Annotated in this window: 21 protein-coding genes; 7 read left to right on the top strand and 14 right to left on the bottom strand. The window is 59.4% G+C overall.

Annotated features, from left to right (window positions below; genetic code table 11):
• The first annotated feature begins 1 nt into the window (after position 1).
• Positions 2-802, top strand: a complete 801-nt coding sequence (locus R3C98_RS02130) for a transglutaminase domain-containing protein (RefSeq protein ID WP_371312478.1) — start codon at positions 2-4, stop codon at positions 800-802.
• A gap of 24 nt (positions 803-826) precedes the next feature.
• A complete protein-coding gene (locus R3C98_RS02125; protein ID WP_371312477.1) occupies positions 827-1,564 on the top strand; it encodes a peptidase in 738 nt (245 codons plus the stop codon).
• 4 nt (positions 1,565-1,568) lie between these two features.
• Here R3C98_RS02125 and R3C98_RS02120 read toward each other — a convergent pair whose 3' ends face one another.
• From R3C98_RS02120 to fliL, 9 genes are all read right to left on the bottom strand, one after another.
• The gene (locus R3C98_RS02120) at positions 1,569-2,534 is read right to left on the bottom strand and encodes an alpha-L-glutamate ligase-like protein (protein ID WP_371312476.1); all 966 of its coding nucleotides are present in this window, start codon (positions 2,532-2,534) and stop codon (positions 1,569-1,571) included.
• Positions 2,531-4,069, bottom strand: a complete 1,539-nt coding sequence (locus tag R3C98_RS02115) for a UUP1 family membrane protein (RefSeq protein WP_371312475.1) — start codon at positions 4,067-4,069, stop codon at positions 2,531-2,533. The genes R3C98_RS02120 and R3C98_RS02115 overlap by 4 nt, the downstream gene beginning before the upstream one ends.
• Entirely contained in the window at positions 4,062-4,586 is a 525-nt protein-coding gene (locus R3C98_RS02110; protein ID WP_371312474.1) for an ATP-dependent zinc protease, read from the bottom strand. Before R3C98_RS02110 ends, R3C98_RS02115 begins: the two co-directional genes overlap by 8 nt.
• A 191-nt stretch (positions 4,587-4,777) precedes the next feature.
• Positions 4,778-5,992 (bottom strand): alanine racemase, encoded by a 1,215-nt coding sequence (locus R3C98_RS02105; RefSeq protein WP_371312473.1) that lies wholly within the window; start codon positions 5,990-5,992, stop codon positions 4,778-4,780.
• A 61-nt stretch (positions 5,993-6,053) separates the two neighbouring features.
• Positions 6,054-7,478 carry a D-arabinono-1,4-lactone oxidase gene (locus R3C98_RS02100; RefSeq protein ID WP_371312472.1) on the bottom strand — a complete coding sequence of 475 codons (1,425 nt, stop codon included), beginning with the start codon at positions 7,476-7,478 and terminating at the stop codon, positions 6,054-6,056.
• Positions 7,475-7,861, bottom strand: a complete 387-nt coding sequence (locus R3C98_RS02095; RefSeq protein WP_371312471.1) for a cytochrome c5 family protein — start codon at positions 7,859-7,861, stop codon at positions 7,475-7,477. Before R3C98_RS02095 ends, R3C98_RS02100 begins: the two co-directional genes overlap by 4 nt.
• A gap of 102 nt (positions 7,862-7,963) precedes the next feature.
• Positions 7,964-8,584, bottom strand: coding sequence for a MotE family protein (locus tag R3C98_RS02090; protein ID WP_371312470.1), 621 nt, complete (start codon positions 8,582-8,584; stop codon positions 7,964-7,966).
• A gap of 30 nt (positions 8,585-8,614) precedes the next feature.
• Positions 8,615-9,079, bottom strand: coding sequence for a DUF6468 domain-containing protein (locus tag R3C98_RS02085; protein ID WP_371312469.1), 465 nt, complete (start codon positions 9,077-9,079; stop codon positions 8,615-8,617).
• A 5-nt stretch (positions 9,080-9,084) separates the two neighbouring features.
• Positions 9,085-9,609 carry a flagellar basal body-associated protein FliL gene (gene fliL, locus R3C98_RS02080; RefSeq protein WP_371312468.1) on the bottom strand — a complete coding sequence of 175 codons (525 nt, stop codon included), beginning with the start codon at positions 9,607-9,609 and terminating at the stop codon, positions 9,085-9,087.
• Between the two features lie 128 nt (positions 9,610-9,737).
• Between fliL and fliF the strand changes: the two genes are divergently transcribed.
• From fliF to R3C98_RS02055, 5 genes are read left to right on the top strand one after another with little or no spacing between them, the layout of a single operon-like run.
• Entirely contained in the window at positions 9,738-11,249 is a 1,512-nt protein-coding gene (gene fliF / locus R3C98_RS02075; protein WP_371312467.1) for a flagellar basal-body MS-ring/collar protein FliF, read from the top strand.
• Entirely contained in the window at positions 11,242-11,841 is a 600-nt protein-coding gene (locus R3C98_RS02070; RefSeq protein WP_371312466.1) for a hypothetical protein, read from the top strand. The genes fliF and R3C98_RS02070 overlap by 8 nt, the downstream gene beginning before the upstream one ends.
• Positions 11,842-11,845: 4 nt before the next feature.
• On the top strand, positions 11,846-12,169 hold the full coding sequence (locus tag R3C98_RS02065; RefSeq protein WP_371312465.1) for a FliM/FliN family flagellar motor switch protein: 324 nt from the start codon (positions 11,846-11,848) through the stop codon (positions 12,167-12,169).
• Positions 12,156-12,941, top strand: coding sequence for a flagellar type III secretion system pore protein FliP (locus tag R3C98_RS02060; RefSeq protein ID WP_371312464.1), 786 nt, complete (start codon positions 12,156-12,158; stop codon positions 12,939-12,941). Before R3C98_RS02065 ends, R3C98_RS02060 begins: the two co-directional genes overlap by 14 nt.
• Entirely contained in the window at positions 12,938-14,050 is a 1,113-nt protein-coding gene (locus tag R3C98_RS02055; RefSeq protein WP_371312463.1) for a FliG C-terminal domain-containing protein, read from the top strand. The genes R3C98_RS02060 and R3C98_RS02055 overlap by 4 nt, the downstream gene beginning before the upstream one ends.
• A gap of 36 nt (positions 14,051-14,086) precedes the next feature.
• Here R3C98_RS02055 and R3C98_RS02050 read toward each other — a convergent pair whose 3' ends face one another.
• The 5 genes from R3C98_RS02050 to R3C98_RS02030 form a co-directional block, all read right to left on the bottom strand.
• The gene (locus R3C98_RS02050) at positions 14,087-15,190 is read right to left on the bottom strand and encodes a flagellar basal body P-ring protein FlgI (RefSeq protein WP_371312462.1); all 1,104 of its coding nucleotides are present in this window, start codon (positions 15,188-15,190) and stop codon (positions 14,087-14,089) included.
• Between the two features lie 4 nt (positions 15,191-15,194).
• Positions 15,195-16,172: a flagellin gene (locus tag R3C98_RS02045; protein WP_371312461.1), complete on the bottom strand. Its 978-nt coding sequence runs from the start codon at positions 16,170-16,172 to the stop codon at positions 15,195-15,197.
• A 4-nt stretch (positions 16,173-16,176) separates the two neighbouring features.
• Positions 16,177-17,625, bottom strand: a complete 1,449-nt coding sequence (flgK, locus tag R3C98_RS02040) for a flagellar hook-associated protein FlgK (RefSeq protein WP_371312460.1) — start codon at positions 17,623-17,625, stop codon at positions 16,177-16,179.
• Positions 17,626-17,652: 27 nt separating this feature from the next.
• Entirely contained in the window at positions 17,653-18,957 is a 1,305-nt protein-coding gene (locus R3C98_RS02035; protein WP_371312459.1) for a flagellar hook protein FlgE, read from the bottom strand.
• A gap of 82 nt (positions 18,958-19,039) precedes the next feature.
• Entirely contained in the window at positions 19,040-19,852 is an 813-nt protein-coding gene (locus R3C98_RS02030) for a flagellar motor protein MotB (protein ID WP_371312458.1), read from the bottom strand.
• Positions 19,853-19,871 lie beyond the last annotated feature (19 nt).

Below are 19,871 nucleotides of genomic sequence, written 5' to 3'. Positions count from 1 at the left end.
CATGAGACTGCGCATCGATCACACCACAGTCTATGACTATGAAAAGGCAGCAGTCTATGCGCTCCATCAGGTGCGCAAACGTCCGCACGATACCGATGCGCAGACGGTGATTTCATGGGATCTCGTTCTGGAAGGCGCGACATGTGAAGCGCAATATGTCGACCATCACGGTAACCTTGTGGACCTCGTCTCCATCGAACCGGAAGCGAAGCGGGTTTCGATTTCCTGCAAGGGAGAGGTTGAAACGCGTGACACCGCCGGTGTTCTGACCAGCAACAGGATGGTGCCGCCGCTCTGGCTTTACCGCCGCTTCACGCCCCTCACGAAAGCGGGGAAGGGTGTCCGCGGCCTGGTTTCCGAACTGGGCAAGGATCCGGCACTTAATCTTGAGACGCTGCACGGCCTGATGAACCTGATCGCAGAAACGGTTGTCTATGATACGGACCCGACCGGGCCGGATACGACTGCCGAGGAAGCCCTCGAAATCGGCCATGGCGTTTGCCAGGACCATGCGCATATCTTCACTGCCGCGGCGCGGTTGATGGGTTTCCCGGCCCGGTATGTGAGCGGCTACATGATGATGCTGGACCGGGTTGATCAGGAAGCAGGACATGCCTGGGCAGAAGCATGGGTCGAAGGGCTTGGATGGGTCGGATTTGATGCAGCCAACAGGGTTTGTCCCGACGAACGGTACATTCAGGTTGCAACAGGCCTCGACTATCGCGAAGCTGGTCCACTGACAGGGGTGATGTATGGCGGCGAACAGGAAGTGTTGTCGGTCAGCGTCCAGGTTCAACAATAATAAACGGGTCCGAAGAGGTTCGAAGTGACATATTGCGTGGCGATGCGGCTCAATGCGGGGCTCATCTTCATGTCAGACACGCGCACGAATGCGGGTGTCGACAACATCTCCAGGTTCCGGAAGATGTTCACCTGGGAAGAACCGGGTGAGCGGGTCATTACCGTTCTGACGGCGGGGAACCTCGCAACATCCCAGGCTGTGATCAGCCTCCTCGATGAGCGGACCAAGGCGCCGCAGGAACGCAGGCCAAGCCTGCTGGAAGCCCCCACCATGTTCCAGGTCGCCAATATTATCGGCGATACGCTCAAGGAAGTGATCAAGACGCAGAAGATGACCGGCCCGGAATCGGAGGCCGACTATGGCGCGACGATGATCGTTGGCGGTCAGATCGCCGGAATCGGGCCTCGTCTTTTCATGATTTACCCGGAAGGGAATTTCATTGAGGCGAGCGAGGAGACGCCCTTCTTCCAGATCGGTGAAACCAAGTATGGCCGGCCGATCCTGCTGCGCGCTTATGATCCGGACATGAGTTTCGAGGAAGCGATCAAGCTGCTCTATGTCTCCTTTGACTCGACCCTCAAGGCGAACTTGTCGGTCGGCATGCCGCTGGACCTTCAAGTCGTTGCGGAGGGCGCATTTCAGGTCTCCCACCGCCGGCGTGTCGAAGAGGATGATCCATACTTCCAGACGGTTTCGAGCAGCTGGGGTGATGCCCTGAAACTGGCGTTCAAGTCGCTGCCGGATTTCTCTTTTTCCGACTGAGATATCAAACCAGCGCGGTATCCGGCACGTGTTCCCGGTAGAGCTTCTTGCCGAGCGCGACGCGCTGCTCTGCATCCAGGCCTTCGATGTCTGCTATCATGCAGGCTTCGACCAGCGGACGTACTCCCATCCGGTTTGCCACCTGGATGGCGAGCCCCGGGCGGGCGTTCAGCTCAAGCATCATCGGGCCTTTGCCCTTGTCGAGCACGATATCGGCGCCGAGATAGCCGAGCCCCGTCACGTCGTAGGCTTTCGCGGCCATCAGCAACATATCGTCCCAGTGCGGGACTGAAATGTTGCTCAAAGGATTGGCCGTGTCCGGATGGATGTCTGTCGTCTTGCCCTTCTGCATGCCGTAAAGGGTCCGGCCAGTGACCAGATCGAGACCGACGCCGACGCCGCCCTTGTGAAGGTTCGCCTTGCCATCGGACTCGGCGGTGGGCAGGCGCACCATGGCGACGAAGGGAATCCCCCGCAGCACGATGATGCGGATGTCCGGTACGCCGCCGAAACTGATCGGGTCGAAGACGTCATCGAACTTCACCCGGTATTCGATCATGGCGATGTCGGGCTGGCCGGACAGGGAATACATGCCGGACAGGATGTTGTTGACGTGGAACTTCAGGTCTTCAAGCAGGGCCCGCTGCCCGTTGGAACGCCGCCAGCCGCCGCGCATCGGCCCGAGGATCACCTGGATCCCGTTGCCCTGGGACCCATTGGCCGGCTTGATGACGCAACCGTCCGGATGATTGAGCAGCGACTCGAGCTTGCGCATCTCCGCCGGGCTGCGGATGAGGCCGTAGAGTTCCGGAGTCTGGATGCCGGCGGCATTGGCGAGGCGCTTGGTCTCGGTCTTGTCGTCGACCAGCCGCATCAGACGGCGGGGATTGTAATCATTGATGAGGCGGAGGTTCCGCTCATTGATGCCGAGCACGCCGGCCCGGCGGAGGCCAAGCCACGTCTTGATCATTTCGGTTCGGCTTCCTTGGCGAGTTCGCGGAAGCGCCGGATCTCACTCAGGCGCAGGCCCGTATACTTGCCCATCAGCAGGCAGGCAGCCATCAGAACTAGAAGCAGTTCGGGGAAGTTGAACAGCAGGTATTCGATGTGCTTGTTCGTCATCACCAGGTAGGAGATCGACGCAACAAGCATCGAACCGGCGCCGGCCTTGATGGCGTCCTCTGGCGAGTATTCTTCCCACATGATCGACATGCGCTCGATCGTCATCGTCAGGATGACCATCGGGAACAGCGATATGGACAGGCCCATACGCATATTGGCGCTGTTGAACATCTGCGCGATCACCGCCATGCAGATCACGATGAAGATCAGGACGACGCCGAGCCGGGGCACCAGCAACAATCGGAGCTTCTCAAGATAGAAGCGCATCGCAAGCCCGAGCGCCACGAGCAGAGTGAACAGGATCAGGCCGTTCAGCAGGGCCGTCTCACGAAAAGCGATCCCGATCAGGATCGGCATGAAGGTTCCGAGCGTCTCAATCCCGATGAACTGCCGCATGAACACAAGCAGGACGATGCCGGCCGGAATGGTGATCAGCACCTGATAGACGAGCTGGGTGGTCACGGGCAGACGGTCGAAGCTGAACAGTTCGACGGGCGTACGGTCTGCGCGGGCGGCTTTCCGCACGACATCTGACGCCGAGGAGTCGATCGGCTGGATCGAGACCTGTGGCTCGAAATCGAACACGCCGTCCGCGCGGATCATTTCTTCCGTGCCATACCAGATGGTGAAGAACTCTTTCGGGTCTGCGCCGATGAAGTAGCGCTTGTCGCGTCCCTCGACATGGTACTCCAGCCAATGCTGCACTTCCGTGCGGCGCCGGGCTTCATCGAGGTAAACGCCATTCGCGACGCGGGCGCGGATTCCCTGACTCTGCAGGGCTTCAGCAGCGAGGGTCAGGCGGTCGAGTGGCGGGGGCAGGACGGGAAGAAGCGCCTCGATTTCGTCGGCGTCTTTCTGAACGAAGATTTCCTGAAGGATCAGTTCCGCGAGGGAGTCGTCATCGGCAGAGCGCCGGCGCATGTCGGAAGACCAGACGAGAAAGGCCTGGCGCTCGAGGTCGTTCAGCGATTCCGGCGGTTCCCGGTCTGCCGGGCGGTGCATTTCGGCGGGGAGGGGGGAGCGCTGGGTTTCCCCTTCGAGACGCGCCCGGTAGCGCAGCACCTTGCGGTCATTGGGATAGCGATAGGTCCAGATCGCCTTGCGTCCGTTGTCGCCGTCCGTTTCAAGGCGCAGCCCGAAGGCGCCATTATAGTATTGTTCCTGGGACACGCGCCTTGCGTCGCTGTTGGACGGGACGAATGTTTCGATCCGAACCGGCTGGTTGGCGGTATCGAAATCGAGATAGACCTCGAAGTCCCAGGTTGTCGTCTGGGTGCCCGGTGTGAGCGGGTAATTGTACTGGAATACCTTGATGCCGAAGATCGTCATCGCGATCGCGGTCAGCACGAAGGCCAGAAGGCGGGTGTGGAATGTACTAGTCACGCTCGGGTACGTTGCATTCGTCGTCAGCAATGAAAGTCGATGCGGAATCGACCAGGACGCGGGACGCGAGGAATTCGCGGCCGATCAGAATGTCGTATTCAAAGTCCTCCCGGTCGGCAAGATTGACTTCAGCCAGGCCGCGAACCCCGCCCACGCAAATTGGCAGGTGAATCACGGGGCGCCGGATGGTACCGCCGGTCTTCAGCTTGATGAGGGCGAACCGGCGGACATCCTGGTCGTAGCGCACGGTGCGTCCGTTCTTGCCGCGAAGCCGGAAGGTGACCCAGTCATCCTTGCCGGATTTCTTGTAGACTTTCACATCCCGCGCATAGATCGAGGATGAGTCGGCGCCGGTATCAAGTTTTCCTTTCATTTCAAGGCCTAACTTGCCGACGTGAACGTCTTCGACATAGCCCAGAACCGTCATGTCATCGCGCCCTTCACGTTCGGCGCTTGCTGGTGCGGGGACCAGCGCCATAACGAGTGCGGCACAGATTGGCAGTCTCAACAGTTTCACGGGGGAGCCCCTCCTTCCTGAGCTGTCGCGCGGCTGTCGCCTTAGCATGCGGATGAGTGGTGCGATAGACACCCGGCTCGACGCGCAGAGGCGGCACAAACACCAGATTCGTGGCGAAAAATGGACGGAGACGGTGCGCGCGTTTACCAAGGCCGGCATGGTTTGCTGGAGATTGCCAACCTGATCCCCGACTATGCCGAAACGGGGAAAACCGGCCAGGTATCGACGATGGCGCCGTCTTCGTAGACCGCGATGTCCCCGAACTGCAGAAAGACCGCTTCGCTTTGCTGCGGGCGGAAGAAAACGAACTCGTCCGGCTGGATCGACAATTCCGGACCGCCATTCAGCATTTCCTGGTTCGAGGAGCGGCCGAACGTCTTGTTGTATTCGAGGCCCGGTGGATCGATGGGGTCCGCCAGCCAATGTCCGCCATGAATGAAAACTGTCTTTTTCGAGTTGGGATTCCATGCAGCCGCCGGTCCGGTGGCAAACTCGAGACCGGGCAGGCGGGTCTTGTCGAATGACTTGATCACCGGCGTTGCGATGAAGCTGGCCGGTTGATGGGGTTCCAGCAGTTCCGTGTCGAAATGCGTTGGCTTCACGAGGCATGACCCTGCCGAAACCTCGTTCGCAATATCGGTGGACTGATAGTAACGATAGGTCGGGCTACCCGCCGCATTACGGGTCAGGCCCGGCATGCGATCTGCACCAATCAGCGTGGCCGCCTGTTCCAGGGCGGAATTATAAGTGTTCCATGCACCCTTCAGCGCCTTGTCCCGCCAGCCTAGCGCGGTCGGCAGGGAAGGGATGTGGGGCTCATACCCCATGAAGCCGCTGAATATGAGATTTGGATCTGCCTCGATTGCCTCGATGGCGGCGCCCAGTGTGGGGCCGGGCTCGAAGCCGCCGCGGTGCAGGCCGACGTCCAGTTCGAGGACGATCTTCAGGGGCCGGCCGATATCCGACGCGAGTGAAGCATATTGCTGAAGCCGCTCCGGCGTATCGATCAGCCATTCGACTTTGTCCGCGGCCGCGCTGGCGTCTGCGGGAAGTGTCTCGAAATACTGACGGGTGGCGCGAATCGGCAGCGGTTTGCCCAGAAGCTGGCTGGCCTCCGGCATATCGACGGAGAGTTTGGACAGCATGGGCTGGTTGAAGGTCATCAGCCGGTCGGTGCCGGACAGGTCCCGGATATGCGACAGGAGACCGATGGAAGGCAGGGATTTCGCAACGATGCGGTAGCCCATGCCGGCGGGCAGGTGTGTCTTCAGGGTCCGCACATTGTCCGACAGGCGGGTCTTGTCGATGACCAGGGTTGGCCATGCGATTCCAGCACCGATCAAGGCAGCCTGGATACTCAGAAAATAGGGGTCGCGCGGGCCGCTGTGGTCTTGGGGTTTGTTCATCAGGACGGCTCCTCCGGCGGCGACGGCTGCGCCGCCCAGAAACAGGGTACGGCGTGACAGCTCAGGCATCGAAATCCACTCCGAACAGATGCGCAAGATGGGGGTTCAGGAACTTCCCATCCGGATCGAGCGAGGCGCGCAGATCAAGGAAGTTCTGGAAATCCGGATATAGGGAAAGCAGGTCGTCCTTTCCGAGGGAGTGCAACTTGCCCCAATGAGGCCGCCCGCGATGAGCGCGGTGGATGGGTTCAAGGTCTGTGAAGAAGTAATCGTATGCTTCGTCCACAGCGGCATGCGTTGCGATCGACATGCGTGGCCCGTCATTGAACGGGCTCAGCCAGGCATTGTCAGGCGCGGTGATCCGGATTTCCATCGGGAAGAACGTGTTGTTCCGGGATTCCAGTGCGGCAATTATCTCTCGCAGGCAGGCAAGCCCGTTATCGAGCGGGATATGATATTCCATCTCGTTGAACTTGGTTGGGCGCGCCGTGGAAAGCAGTTTCCAATAGGCATCCGAACTTTCCTCGACCAGGCCCTTGGGCAGGCTGCCCGCAGCGACGCGTCTGCGCAGCCAGGAAGACCAGCCGAACACATCCCGCAATTGCTTGAGGCCGGTCAGCGTGTCTTCATCCTCATCGGGCACCCGGCCTGTGATGTCGCCTTCGAATATGTCGTGCGATATTCCCGCAGCATATCCCGTGAACGGAAAATAGTAGAATTCGAAATTCCGGTGCTGCTGCGACAGGTCCATAACTCTATCCAGCAGCGAATCCAGCTCTTCGACCCAAACCCGGCGTTTCAGATTGTAGGCTGGCACACATTTCAGCGTGTATTGCGTGATGACCCCCAGCGCCCCGAGCGACACCTGGCCGGCCGCGAATAGCTCCGGGTCAGAGGCGGCTGTTACATCACGCGCCGTCCCGTCCGCCGTGACGATCCGGAAGCCTTCGATGTGTGAATGTAACGGCTGAAGTGTCCGACCCGTGCCATGTGTGGATGTGGAAAAAGACCCGGCCAGTGTCTGAACATCGACGTCTGGCAGGTTCAGCAGTGCCAGGCCCGCTTCATCCAGCTCGCGTGCGGCCTGACGAATACGGGTGCCGGCACCAATCGTGGCGAGGCCCGTCTCGGTTTCGGCGGAAATCAGGCCCGAAAAGCGACTGGCATCCATGATCAGGTGTTCGGATGGAACGAGACCGGTGAAGGAGTGTCCGCTACCCACCGGCCGCACGCGGCGCGCCGTCGAGAGGGCCTCGGCAAGCTCCGCCTCCGTTGCCGGCACCGCGATGCGGTCAGGTGTGGACTGCTGAATGCCGGACCAGTTGGACCAGGCGACTTCCCCCTCCGGAGCAGGGGGCAAGTCAGGACTATACCCGTCGCGGGTGAAGTCCTTCATGCTCCAGCTCGCATACTGGACGCCGGGAATCGCGGCGGCTGCAGCGAGGCCTGCGGTTCCAAGCAGGATAGCGCGCCGGGTGGTGCTCATGGCTGGCCCTCCGCTGACATGAACTGGATCAGTGCGCGAAAGTCATCGTCGGTACAGTCGGCGCAGTACCCCATGGCGGGCATCGCGCCACGTCCGGAGTGAACCGAGGCGAGCAGGCCATCCGTTCCACGCGCCTCAAAGCGCGGTGTCCAGGCTGCGGAATGTCCCGTGAGGGGGGCGCCAAGTCCGTTCAGGGCATGACAGGCTCGGCAGGAGCGTTCGTAGGTTGCAGCAAGCGTTGGGTCGGAAGGAACCAGCGTTTCGGCGAGGGCAATGTGGGGGGCGTCAGGCTCAACAATTTCCGGAGGGGCATTTCCACCCACACCCCGGGAACAGGCGCAAATGCACGCCAGCAGCAGCGTCGCTGAGAAAGTCCTCACCATTTGTCTCCCCGTCCGTTACCCGGATCGTATTTTTGATAGCTAGTGCTATCGTTACAGGACACATCAAAGTGAGTCTATCTTGGAAGGAACAGACAATCGAATCTATTCGGTGCTGGACGAGTTCCGGACGTCTTCGTTCATCGCCGCGAGGCGCAGGCTGACAGCATAGGCCTTCTTGGTCTCCATGCCGGCGAGAATCATTCCGGCCTGTTCGGAGCGCATGAGGCGGAGGAAACCAGCCGCGAAGTCGGAATCCATCTGGTTGAAGATCGACGCCGCCTGGTCCGGTTTCATCGTGCCGTACATGCGGGCCAGATGATCCATGTCATCGTTTGAAGCGTCCTGAAGCTGGCCCCAACGGTCCTGAAGTGTCGCTTCAACGGCCTGCAGATCCGCTGCGCGCCGGTCGAGTTCCTGCTGGCGGGCGAGCAATTCAAGCTCCAGCTCCTGCAAGGCAGCCTGTTGTTGTTTCAGCTTTTTCTGGTCATCCGCCAGAAGCGCCGCTGTTTCGGCAGTAAAGCAGACCTGGTCGATTTGCTTGGTGCCGGACGCGATGGGAGCGGTTGCTGGTGCATGGTCTCCTGTCTCGGCAGGATGCGCAGGCTTTAGAGGGCTTTCCGCAATCGCAAGGTTGCTGGGCAGGAACCGGACAGCAGCGCCAAGCGTAAACAGGAATCCCAGGGTGAGAAGGACGTAGGACCGGCTGTTGTTGAGCGACTTCATGGCAGGCTACCCGTTTCGTGTCTTGCGAGATCAGCGCCCGGTGCTTTGGGCGAGGGGGCGATAATCTTCGTCGGCGGCTTCGGTCATTTCGCGCATGTCCTGCATGACGCGGTTCATTTCCATGATGCGGGTCTTGGACTGATCGAGAATGATCCGCATCATCGTACTGAGTTCAGCCTGGGACGCCGTGACCTGGTCGACCGCGTCCTTTTGCGTTGCTTCCAGAGAGATTTTCAGTTCCTCCAGCCGGGCGCAGGTCTGTTTTGCGTCTTCCAGCTGGGTTGCCAGCCGCGCGGCCATTTCGCCGACGTGCGACCGGGTTTCCTTGGTGGAGCTGGACATGGCGGCGATGGATTTGGACATGGCCATGATCGTCGCGCCGAGACCGTCGCGCGTGTCCTGCAGGGCTTTCAGCCGGCGGTTCAGCACGAAGCAGTAAACACAGGCCGCAAAGGATACGAGGATGATGGCGATATCGGTGGCTTGAATCTGCATGGGGCTCATCTCAACAGGAATTCTGTAATCAGGACGCCTTCGGAGACACCTCCGCCCAGCACGAGCTCAGAACGGCGGCTCAGCTGTTCGCGCATGTGGGCATAGAAATCGGGGTTTTCGAAATCGCTCAGTTCGACGGAACGCAGGTAGTTGGTAAATGCATCGATCAGCACAGGCTCGGCTTTGCTAACCATACCTGCGCCATTGTTGTCCGTAACAATCGATACCTTCATCTTCAGGTATCGGGTCGCCGGTTCACTCCCGATCGTGATCAGGATGTCGTGCAGTTCCACATAGGTCTGGTCCTGCTGGGCAATGGGTTCGATTGCCGGCCCGGCATCAGGCGCCGGACAGGCCGGGCCCGTTGGTGGATCGGCAGCCAGAACATAAACGGTTGCAAACGAGCTGGTCATGGCACCCACGGCAAGAATCGCCAGGCCGACGAACCCGCCACCCGACTTCTTCCCACTGGTCTCAAGGCCGCCATCTGCGGCCTGATCGCCAGCTTTTGCAGCATCTTTCTTCGCCATCAACTTCCCGGCTACCCCAAGACTCCCGATGCTCCTTAAACAAGGCTTCGGGTAAAGGAACCGTTAAGAATTTCCGGTCAGATATTAACCATTCCACCGATCCGCCCAGATACGGGAAAACCTGATTTATGAACTTCATCGCCAATCTTCGTGCCCTGCCAGTCAGCCGGCAAATCATGCTGGCGGTCTCCGTGCTGGGTGTCATCGGCATCATGAGCGTCATGGTGCAGGGGGCAATGAAACAACCGATGGGCCTGTTGTACTCGGGGCTCGATGCTTCCGTGACCGGCGAGATCATCGACGAACTCGACAAGCGCGGCACGCGGTACGAAATCAAGGGCGATTCCATTCTGGTTCCACAGAAGGATCGCGATTCGGTGCGCTTTGCGCTTGCCCGGGACGGACTGCCGAAACAGTCAGTTCAGGGCTATGAACTTCTGGACAACGTCAACGGGTTTTCCGTTACGTCCGAGATGTACAACGCCGCTTATTGGCGCGCGAAAGAAGGCGAACTGACGCGAACCATTCTTGCGGTCCCCGGGATCCAGTCGGCGCGGGTGCATATCGGCGCGAGCCTGCGATCTGGTTTCGCGCGATCCGACCCGGCACAAACGGCTTCGGTGACCCTCTCCTCCTCACATGATCTTACGAGCAGCCAGGCTCAGGGTATCCAGTACCTGGTTGCTCTGGCAGTCTCCGGACTGAGCCCGGATGAGGTTGCTGTCATCGATCTCAACAAGGGTATTCTGGCTGGGCCTGGCGTTGTCTCCGCAGAGCAATCGGGCGTGAAAGCGGAAACACAGGAATCCCAACTGGAACAGAAGATCCTGCGCCTGCTGGAAGCACGCGTCGGTCCGGGGAACGCTCGCGTCTCGGTTTCCGTTGATGTGAATCACGAACGCCAGCGGACGTCTGCCGTCACATATGACCCGGATTCGCGTGTTGTTCGTACACGCACGACAGGTGACGTGGCTGAGACCAGTGGCGGAACGTCAGGCGCGCTGACCGTGTCGAGCAACTTGCCGCAAGGAAGTGCACCTTCCGGCAGTCAGAGCAACAGCACGGTCAAGAATTCGTCGGAATCGGTGTCCTACGAAATCAACGAAACCCGCACTGAAACAGAGCGTCTGCCGGGGCAGGTGGAACGGATTTCGGTTGCGGTTCTCGTCAATGATCAGGTGCTTGGGCTGGATCCGTCTGCGGCGGATGCTGCCACCGTCAATGATCAGATGGTCGCTGACTTTCGCCAGCTGGTGATTTCAGCTGTGGGACTTGATCAGGGGCGGGGGGACAATCTGACCGTTGAATTCATGCCCTTCCAGGCCGCACCTGTCGAAGAGCTGACGACTGGCCCCAGCATGATGGACCAGTTGATGGAGCGCTACCTCTGGTCAGGCATCCAGATCCTTATTCTGGGTCTTGTTGTTATTGTGCTCGCGCTTGGCGTGATCCGGCCGATGCTGAAGCAACCCAAGACCAATGCCCTGTCATTGGATGATTCAGACCCGGGTAGCCTCGATGCGATTGCCGCCGATCCTTTCGTGTCATTGAAAGACTACGCGACAGAGCGGCAGGATGATGCTGCCGCAATCCTGCAGGAATGGCTGAACGAAGACCGGAAGGTCGCTGTGAATGAGTAGCGCGCTTCTCTCCAATTTGCCGCGGTTTGACGGGGATGCTCAAACCCATCCCGCAGAGCAGTTGAAGCGCATGCTCGGACAGATGCAGGCGGCTGCGGCTCGCCCGGCAGCGTCCCCGCCCCAACCGGAAGAGGCTGTCGAAGACGATCAGGCGACCGGTGAAGACCTGAGCCCTTCGCATGCGCAGGTCGAAAGTCTGATCTCGCAACTTTCTTCCGCGCTGGCCCGCATCGAAAGCGAGGCGCGTGATCAATCGATGCAGGTCACCCAGGCGCTTGCCGCGCGTCTTTTTCCTGAATTGTCCCGGGAGTTCCTGGCAGAGGAAATCGCCCGGCATCTTCCGAAGCTGATCCCGGCATCCGTGCCATCGTTTGAGATCCGCGCGCAGCAACAAATGCTCGATAAGCTGGATCCAATCATAGCGAATGAAGCGTCCCTGTCCGGACGGTGCAAGCTTGCGCCAGCTGCCTCAGAGGATGAGCCGCAGGTACTCGTTTCGTGGAAAACCGGCGGCGTCACGTTTGATTTCGAGGGCCTGCTGGCTGCGTGCCTCACCCATCTGGATCCCTCTCACACCATGATCGAGGAGTAGACTCATGGCCGTCCCAATGGAAGCTGAACCAAAGCCTGTAGATGTTGAGCGCCGTGATCCTTCCTCGGCAAACCAGCATCGCCGTACCATTTTCAGTGTTCCGGTCACTGTGACTGTCTCGATCGGGCAGGCGCGCCTAAGCGTCTCCGAAATTCTCGACCTGCAGCCGGAATCGATTGTCCCGCTGACATCCCGTATCGAGGACCCGGTCGATCTGACCATCGACAACAAGATCATCGCAAAGGGTGAACTTGTGGAAACGGACGATGGCACGCTGGGTGTGAAAATCACGGAGATACCGGAGCAATCCTACGATGATCTGGGCTAGGGCAGGGGGCGTTTTCCTCCGCTTCAGCGTTCTGATGATGATTGCCGCGGCGGGCTTCGGGCTCGCCGCGCACGCGCAGGGTGTGCCGCAGCTCGATCCGGTGCCCAGCCTGAATGATGTCCTGAACGGGAACGGGCAAGGTGGCCTCAGCCGCTCGGTGATCCAGCTTTTCCTGCTGGTATCCGTTCTCAGCCTCGTGCCAGCCATCGCGATGATGGTGACGTGCTTGCCGTTCATGGTGATCGTTTTCTCGTTCATGCGGCAAGCCGTCGGGGTTCAGCAGGCCCCGCCGAACATGATGATCATGGCACTGGCCATGTTCCTGACCTTTTTCGTCATGGAGCCGGTTTTCACGAATGCCTGGGATAATGGCATTTCGCCCTACATGGATGGCGTGCTGACCGAGGAGCAGGCCTGGGTCATGACCACAGACCCGTTCCGGACCTTCATGACAAATCGGACGGAGCCGGAAACGCTCTATGTCCTGAGTGACGCCCTGAACCGCCCGCTCGCTGAGGGGGAGGCACCCTCCTTTCCGCTGCTTGCAACGGGTTTCATGCTGTCCGAAGTCAAACATGCCTTTCAGATCGGCTTCGTCATTTTCCTGCCATTCATGGTGATCGACCTTGTGGTCGCCTCTGTGCTGATGGCGGTTGGCATGATGATGGTGCCGCCTACGGTGGTGTCCCTTCCATTCAAGCTCGGTTTTTTTGTTCTGGCCGACGGCTGGCTTAAGATTACAGAAGCCATTTTGCGCGGATATGCAGGATGAGCTCAGCCCGATCCGCTTCCAATGTTGAGAGCCTCCCCGCGCGCCGCGCGCAAAAGATGGGGGTTGTCGCGCCTCAGCCTGCACCGATCAGCTCCGCCCAGCGCGCTGCTGTGATCATCGCGCTGCTGGGAGAGAGTGCTGCGAAGCCGATCGTCGAAAAACTTGATGACGCCGCGTTGGCGAAGGTCGCTTCGGCGCTCGAAAACATTTCCATGCTGACCCGCGACGAACTCGTCGAGATCGTCATGGATTTCATCGGACATCTGCGCAAAACGAACGGCGCCATGCGGGGCGGCCGGACGCGCGCGAAGGAAGTGTTGTCAGGGGTCGTGGGCTCCGAGCGCCTCAGCTTGCTCTTCAATGAAGGGACATCCGGAGCGGACAACAATGAGGACGAAGAAGAACTCGGCGTCTGGGAACGCCTGGAGCGCAAGGATCCGAAGCAAATCGCGACCTATCTCTCGCGTCTGTCTCCGAACCTGATTGCGCTGATCCTCCAGAAGCTCGATGTCTCGGTATCCTCCGAAGTCCTGGGGCATATGGAGGGCGAAAAGCTGGGGCCCATGATCGGGCATATGGTCGAGCCGCGTAAAACGGACCCGGGCGTCGACCAGGTGCTTGGACGCATGGTCGAGATGGAATTCCTCAACGCTGTTCAGGAAGAAGCCGAGGAGGAGGGTACCAATCTTGCCTCCGTCGGAGAGCTGCTCAGCCTTATCTCAACTGAAAAACGTGACAGCCTGGTCGCGTTCCTGCGGTCCAAGCATCAGGACAAGCTGGAAGGGATCGAAAAATCGATCTTCACGATCGAAGGTCTGCCAGACCTGTTGCCGAAAAATGCTGTGCCGGTCGTATTCCGCGAAGTCGATCAATCTTTCCTGCTCAAGCTGCTCAGCACCCTGCAGGGGAGCAATAGTGCCGTTGCGGATTACTTGCTCGGAAATATTTCCTCTCGCATGGCGGACCAGTACCGCGATGACCTTGGCGGCGTGAAGCCCCTCGATCCGGAAGCGGCAGAAACAGTTCAGCGAGAATTCCTGAACGTCCTGATGGGCCTCAAGCGGCGCGAACTGATCGTGCTGGAGCGCAATGCGGATAAGGACGCCTGAGGCATCCTTTCCGCAATCGGCGACCGCATAATCTATCTATCGAATGACCAGCTCAGCGTGGATGGCTCCAGCCGTTTTCATTGAACGGATGATGTCCGCCATCTCCTGGGGTGTCACCCCAAGGGCGTTCAGGCCGGAAATCAGTTCCGACAAGGTCACGTTTGGCTGCAGCATGGCAATGTTTCCGCTACCTGTCTGGCCGATGGAGATTTCAGAGCGTGGTAGCACCTGTGTTTCACCACGCGAGAAAGGAGCCGGCTGTGAAGCGACTGGCGTTTCGGAAATCTTGATCGAAATATTGCCCTGCGCGATGGCAACGCGGGAGATGGTTACATCTTCTCCCATCACAATCGTGCCGGACTTTTCGTCAATGACGATGCGGGCAGGGGCATTCACCGGCACCGTCAGGTTTTCGATCTCCGCCAGCAGGCGAGCAGGGGAGACCTGGAGCGATGCAATATTCAGCTCCACCGTTCCGGGGTCGCGCATGAAGGCGATAGGGCTGCCAACCCGGCCGTTGATGACATCTTCGATCCGGGCAGCTGTCGTGAAGTCCGGGCTGCGCAGGGCCAGTGTCAGATGGTCACGCTGGTTGAAATCGTATGCGAGTTCCCGTTCCACGCGCGCACCGTTCGGCACGGCACCTGTTGTTGGTGTGCCGCGCGTTTCACGGGCGCCTGCGGCCTGGACATCAATGCCGCTGACGATGATGGAGCCTTGCGCCACCGCGTAGACTTCATTGTCTGCGCCTTTGAGGGGGGTGAGAATGAGCGTACCGCCTTCGAGGCTTTTGGCATCGCCAATGGAAGCGACCGTCACGTCGACGCTGGATCCGGACCGGGAGAAGGAGGGAAGCGTGGCCGTTACAAGCACGGCGGCGACGTTCTTGGGTTTGATTTCCTCGCCCTGAACATTCACGCCCAGACGTTCAAGCATGTAGGAGAGGGAATCTTCGGTGAAGGGGGAATTCTTCACCGTATCGCCGGTGCCGTTGAGGCCAACAACGATGCCGTAGCCAACCAGGTCGTTCTGGCGGATGCCTTCCACATCCACGATATCCCGGATGCGGGTTTCTGCGCTGGTGGAAAAAGCCAGTGTCGCAGCAGAAAAGGCGGCGAGGATCAGGGCGGACCATTTCATGGCACTACCTCATAAAGTTCAGCAGGCTGAGATTGGCCAGCCTGGCAGTAAGTGTGTAGGAGGCTTCCAGACTGGTTTCGAGCTGTTTCAGTTCTGATGCCGCTTCGTATTGGTCGCGCGCCGTCATCTGATTGAAGGACTGCGTGAGCACAGTCTCCTCCAAATCGAGCGCGCTCTTGGAAGATTCGATCTGTGCCTGGAGTATTCCGCGTTCAGCGCGGGCGTTCGTGAGCGCCGCCTGGCCATCGGCCAACGTGTCCGTTGCCTGAATGAGCGCGTCGCTCTTGCCATCAAAAAGGGCCAGAGTTTCATCGGATCCGGACAAGGCGAGGACTGCCAGGCCCCAGACGGTCTTGGTGATTTCCGGATCGGTTCCTGTCACGCCAGCCGGATCGGACGCTGTCGCTGTGCCTGAATAGACATTGGCCTGCCAGCCGGTGCCGGGCGTGTTGAAGTAGGCGTCCATTTGTGTTGCGAAGTCTGCGGCATCGGTCGCCGACGCCGCCATGGACCGCACATCGGCCAGAAATGTGTCCACATCGCCCATAGGCTTGGTGTTGGTGGCGTCTCCGGAAAAGAGATAGCGTTCGCCGTGTCTCGTGTTGAGCACCGAAAATGTGGAGGCAATGGCAGCCTTCGCATCGCGCACCACCGCTTCTCTCGCAGTAAAGTCTTCAGAGCCGAGCGCAGCTTTCATGCGAACGCCGAGTTGGCCGATATTGTCATCGATGGCCGTCAGGGACTGCTGGATGATGTCCAGCCTGGTTTCCTTGAGGGTCAGCTGGGTCCGCTCGTTCGCAACATCGTCGATGGCCTTTTGTCCGAGCATGGCCTTGCCAATACGGCCGGACAGATGCGCGGTCATGTCCTTGTAGCGGCCCGTAACGGCTTCCTCGGATGTCGTGTCGATCCGGTCGCGCAGCCGGACAATCGTTTCACTAAGACCGGACGAAATATGGTGGATAGGAAGGCTCAGGCGCATGTCATCAGATCTCCATCAGCCGGTCGATCATATTGCTGGCGATTTCGATCACACGGGCGTTTGCGGCATAAGCCTGCTCGATGATCAGAAGATCCTGCATCTGCTGGTCGACATCGACGCCCGTTTCGGAAACTTCTGCTTCCGCCATGATCGTGTATTGCGACGATGTCGACGAAAGGATCGCTTCGTGGTTGACCCGCTTCTGACCGGTTGTGGATGCAAACTGGGCGAGCAATTCACTCGAAGAATAGCTGCCCTGAAAGCCGCCGGAATTCATGGGACGGACGGTTGTGATTGCGTCCAGCATGTTCTGCAGGATGGTTGCATTGCCTGAGGCGCCTTCACTGGCGGCGCCAATACCGTCCCGAAGACGCCACATGCTGCCGCCCTGGCTGGGGTCGATGGCTGGATTAATTGCAAGCCGTCCGGCAAGGCCCGGATCGCCGGAGCCGTCAGAATCTACGAACAAGCCTTGTTCACCCGGCGCTTTTGTCGGGTCGATGGAGTCGTCGGAAAGGCGGGCAATGAGATCGCCTGCGAGCGTATCGAGCTGGTCGCTGAATGCGGGAAGGTCTGTATCGCGAAGCGTGAACAGCGCGCCGAACATACCGCTGGAAACTGCACCGTAGGAGGATGTTCCGGGCGTAATGGAAATGCCGTCCACCGTGATGCCGGACAAGCCACCGCCTGCGAGTGTCTGAGAAGGACCAAAGACGGTCGAGGGGGTGAATTCTATTTGCTTGGCGGTTGTCTGAAGGAGGTAGACGCCTTCCTGGGTCACGATATCGATGCCGCCGCTCTGACGGGGAACGGTCTGTACGGGCAAATATTCCGAAATCTGATCGAGCAACCGACCGCGTTCATCAATCAGGGCTGCCGCCTGGCCGCTGGTGCGGTCGATCCGGGCGAGCTTTCCGTTGATTTCCTCGATGCCCTTCAGAGCCGCGTTGACGGTATCCACGCCGCTCGCAATTTCGTGGTCCGTCTCCGCGCGCAGGGACGTGGCGAAATCGGAAAGGGCATTGAATTCTTTCACCAGGGAATTGGCCGCCTGAAGCGTGGCGGTCATGTCCGAACCGGATTCCGGCGATAAGGTCAGATTGGACAGGGCGCTCTCGAAGTTCGAGAACAGGCCGAACAAGCCTGAACCATCCGCGGTGTTTCCAACGCGGGCGGAGATGGTGTTCCAGGTCGATGCAAACAGATCCGCCTGCGAGAGGTCGCTGCCGAGTGACCTGCGTTCCGCCGACATGGCCTCATCGCCAGCCCGGGTAATGCCGAGAGAGCGAACGCCTGTGGTTGCGCCGCCCAGGATGTTCTCGGCCACAACGAGCGAACGGCGGACATAGCCCGCCGTCGTCGAATTCGAGACGTTCGTGGCGACGACGTCGGCCTTCAGACTTGTGATCCGAAGGCCTGACTGTGCCGCTTGGATAGCGCTGGATATGGTCACTTACGTGCCGTCCCGTTCAAGCGTGGATTAGCGCTTCAGGTTCGTGGTTTCCTGCAGCATCTCATCGACCGTCTGGACGATCTTCGCATTGGAAGAATAAGCCCGCTGGGTCTCGATGAGATCGGTCAGTTCCGCGGCGATGTCCGTGGTCGACTCCATGAGCGAGTAGCCGGAAACCGTGCCGACCGGGCCGGTGCCGCCATCCCACAGGTAAAGGCTGCCAGATGAAGACGAGACCGAGAAGGCCTGGCCGTCGAGTGCTGTGAGGCCATTCATGTTCGGAACGTCGCCCACCGGGATCTGGTAAAGCGTCCGGCGGAGGCCGGTGTCATACACCGCCTGGAGATAGCCATTCTCATCGATCTCAACCGATGCGAGGTCACCCAGCGGGGCGCCGTCCTTGGTCACGGCTGTCGGGGAGTAGGGGCCCGCCAGCTGCGTAATCCCGGCGCTGTCATCCGGACGTCCGATGAATACCTCGATCGGGCCATGGGCCAGGGTCATCGACAAGCGGCCTGTTGCGGCGTTGTAGCTGACACCACCGCCGGCTGTTGCCGTATCGATCCGGCCACCGTTTGCCGCCGTGTCATCGAATACGAGATTGAGGTCACCGATGGAGGTGAGCGGGTCGCCAGCGCTATCGAAGAACTGCACGTCCCATTCATTCGAGGAGCCGCTGCCTGGGACCGAAGGCGTAAATTCCATCGTCAGGGTCTGCGCGCGGCCGAGGTTATCAAAGTATTCGATCGGGAGCAGATAGGGCTCGCCGGAGCCGCCAGTGTTCGTGGCGTCGGCCGGAAGGTTGATGCCGAGTTCCATGCTGGTGGTTGGCGAAGCCGTGAACTGTGAGGTCGCGATGTTGACCGGTTCAAGGTTCAGGCCGCTATTGCGGCTGACATTGCCGATGTCTCCGGAAGAGTCTGCAGGCCAACCGAGCAGGAACATGCCGCTTTGGGTGCGGAGATAACCATTCTGATCTGTGTAGAATGAGCCGGTCGGCAGGAGCATGAGCGAGCGTTCCGAAGGAACTGCGCCGACACCGCCCTCATTCGTAACGGGGATAAGACCGCGGCCTGCGACCGCAATATCCGTCGCGTTGCCGGTGGAGGTGAGCGATCCCGTCGCTGAAATATCCTTATACGAATCCACGCGCACGCCGCCGGCCGCGTAGGCCGATGAGCGTTGCTGGAGCACCATGCTCGAAAAATCGACCTGGCTTCGCTTGTAACCGTAAGTCGATGAGTTGGCGATGTTGTCGGAGATTGTCGAAAGCCGGGCGGAGTTGACACCCAACCCCATCACGCCCGCATTCAGGGACGAAGAAATGCTCATGTCGGTTGCTCCTGCAAAGTGACGCAACCATGAGTAATTCTCGTTGGTTAATGACGAGATAATCCGCCTTAACCTGGTAAATTTATTGGGTCAGGATGGTAATCGAAATCCGCCGGTTCTGAGGTGCGGAAGGATCTTCCGGAACCAGAGGTTCGGAATCGGCTTTCCCGGAAACCTCCCGAATACGGTCAGCGGGCATGCCGGACCTGACCAGAAGCCGGCGGGCGGTGTTCGCGCGATCGGCAGACAGGTTCCAGTTGTCGTAGACAGCAGCATTCCTGTAGGTGCGATTGTCCGTATGGCCGACAATCTTTACCTGGTTTTCAAAGCTGCCGAAGGATCCGGCGACCTGTCCCATCAGGTCGGCCAGAAGTTCAGACGGGTGGCTGGACCCTACCGGGAAGAGGGGGGTCTGGGCCGAATCCGTTATTTCAACCACGATCCCTTCCGGAGACATCTTGATGAGCATGTGCTCGGAAATCTGATGGCCGTCCTCAGTCAGGCCCTTTTTCAGGTCTTCCAGCTGAGCCGTGATGGCGCGTTCATCCGTCTTGTCTTTCGACCCGTGAGAGTCGATGGACTTCGACCTTGATGCGCCGGTACCCATTTTTGCGTAGGTCTCTTCGGTGAAGATCGAAGACCCATTGAGCCCATCCGAGCCGCCACCGGAGATGCGGCTGATCGGAATGGTCGGGTTGAAGTAGTCGGCAATACCCTTGCGCTGTTCTTCCGTCGTGGCGTTGAGCAGCCACATCAGAAGAAAGAACGCCATCATCGCGGTCACGAAGTCTGCATAAGCGACTTTCCAGGCACCGCCATGGTGCCCGTCGCCTTTGACGACCTTCTTCCGCTTGATGATTGTCGTGTGAACGACAGGCTGTTGCTTAGTACCCATTAACCCTAACCACTTGAAG

Source organism: Hyphomonas sp. (assembly GCF_041398465.1).
Classification (GTDB): Bacteria; Pseudomonadota; Alphaproteobacteria; order Caulobacterales; family Hyphomonadaceae; genus Hyphomonas.
The sequence above is the reverse complement of the archived record's forward strand: the minus strand, read 5'-3'. Positions and strand labels throughout refer to the sequence as shown.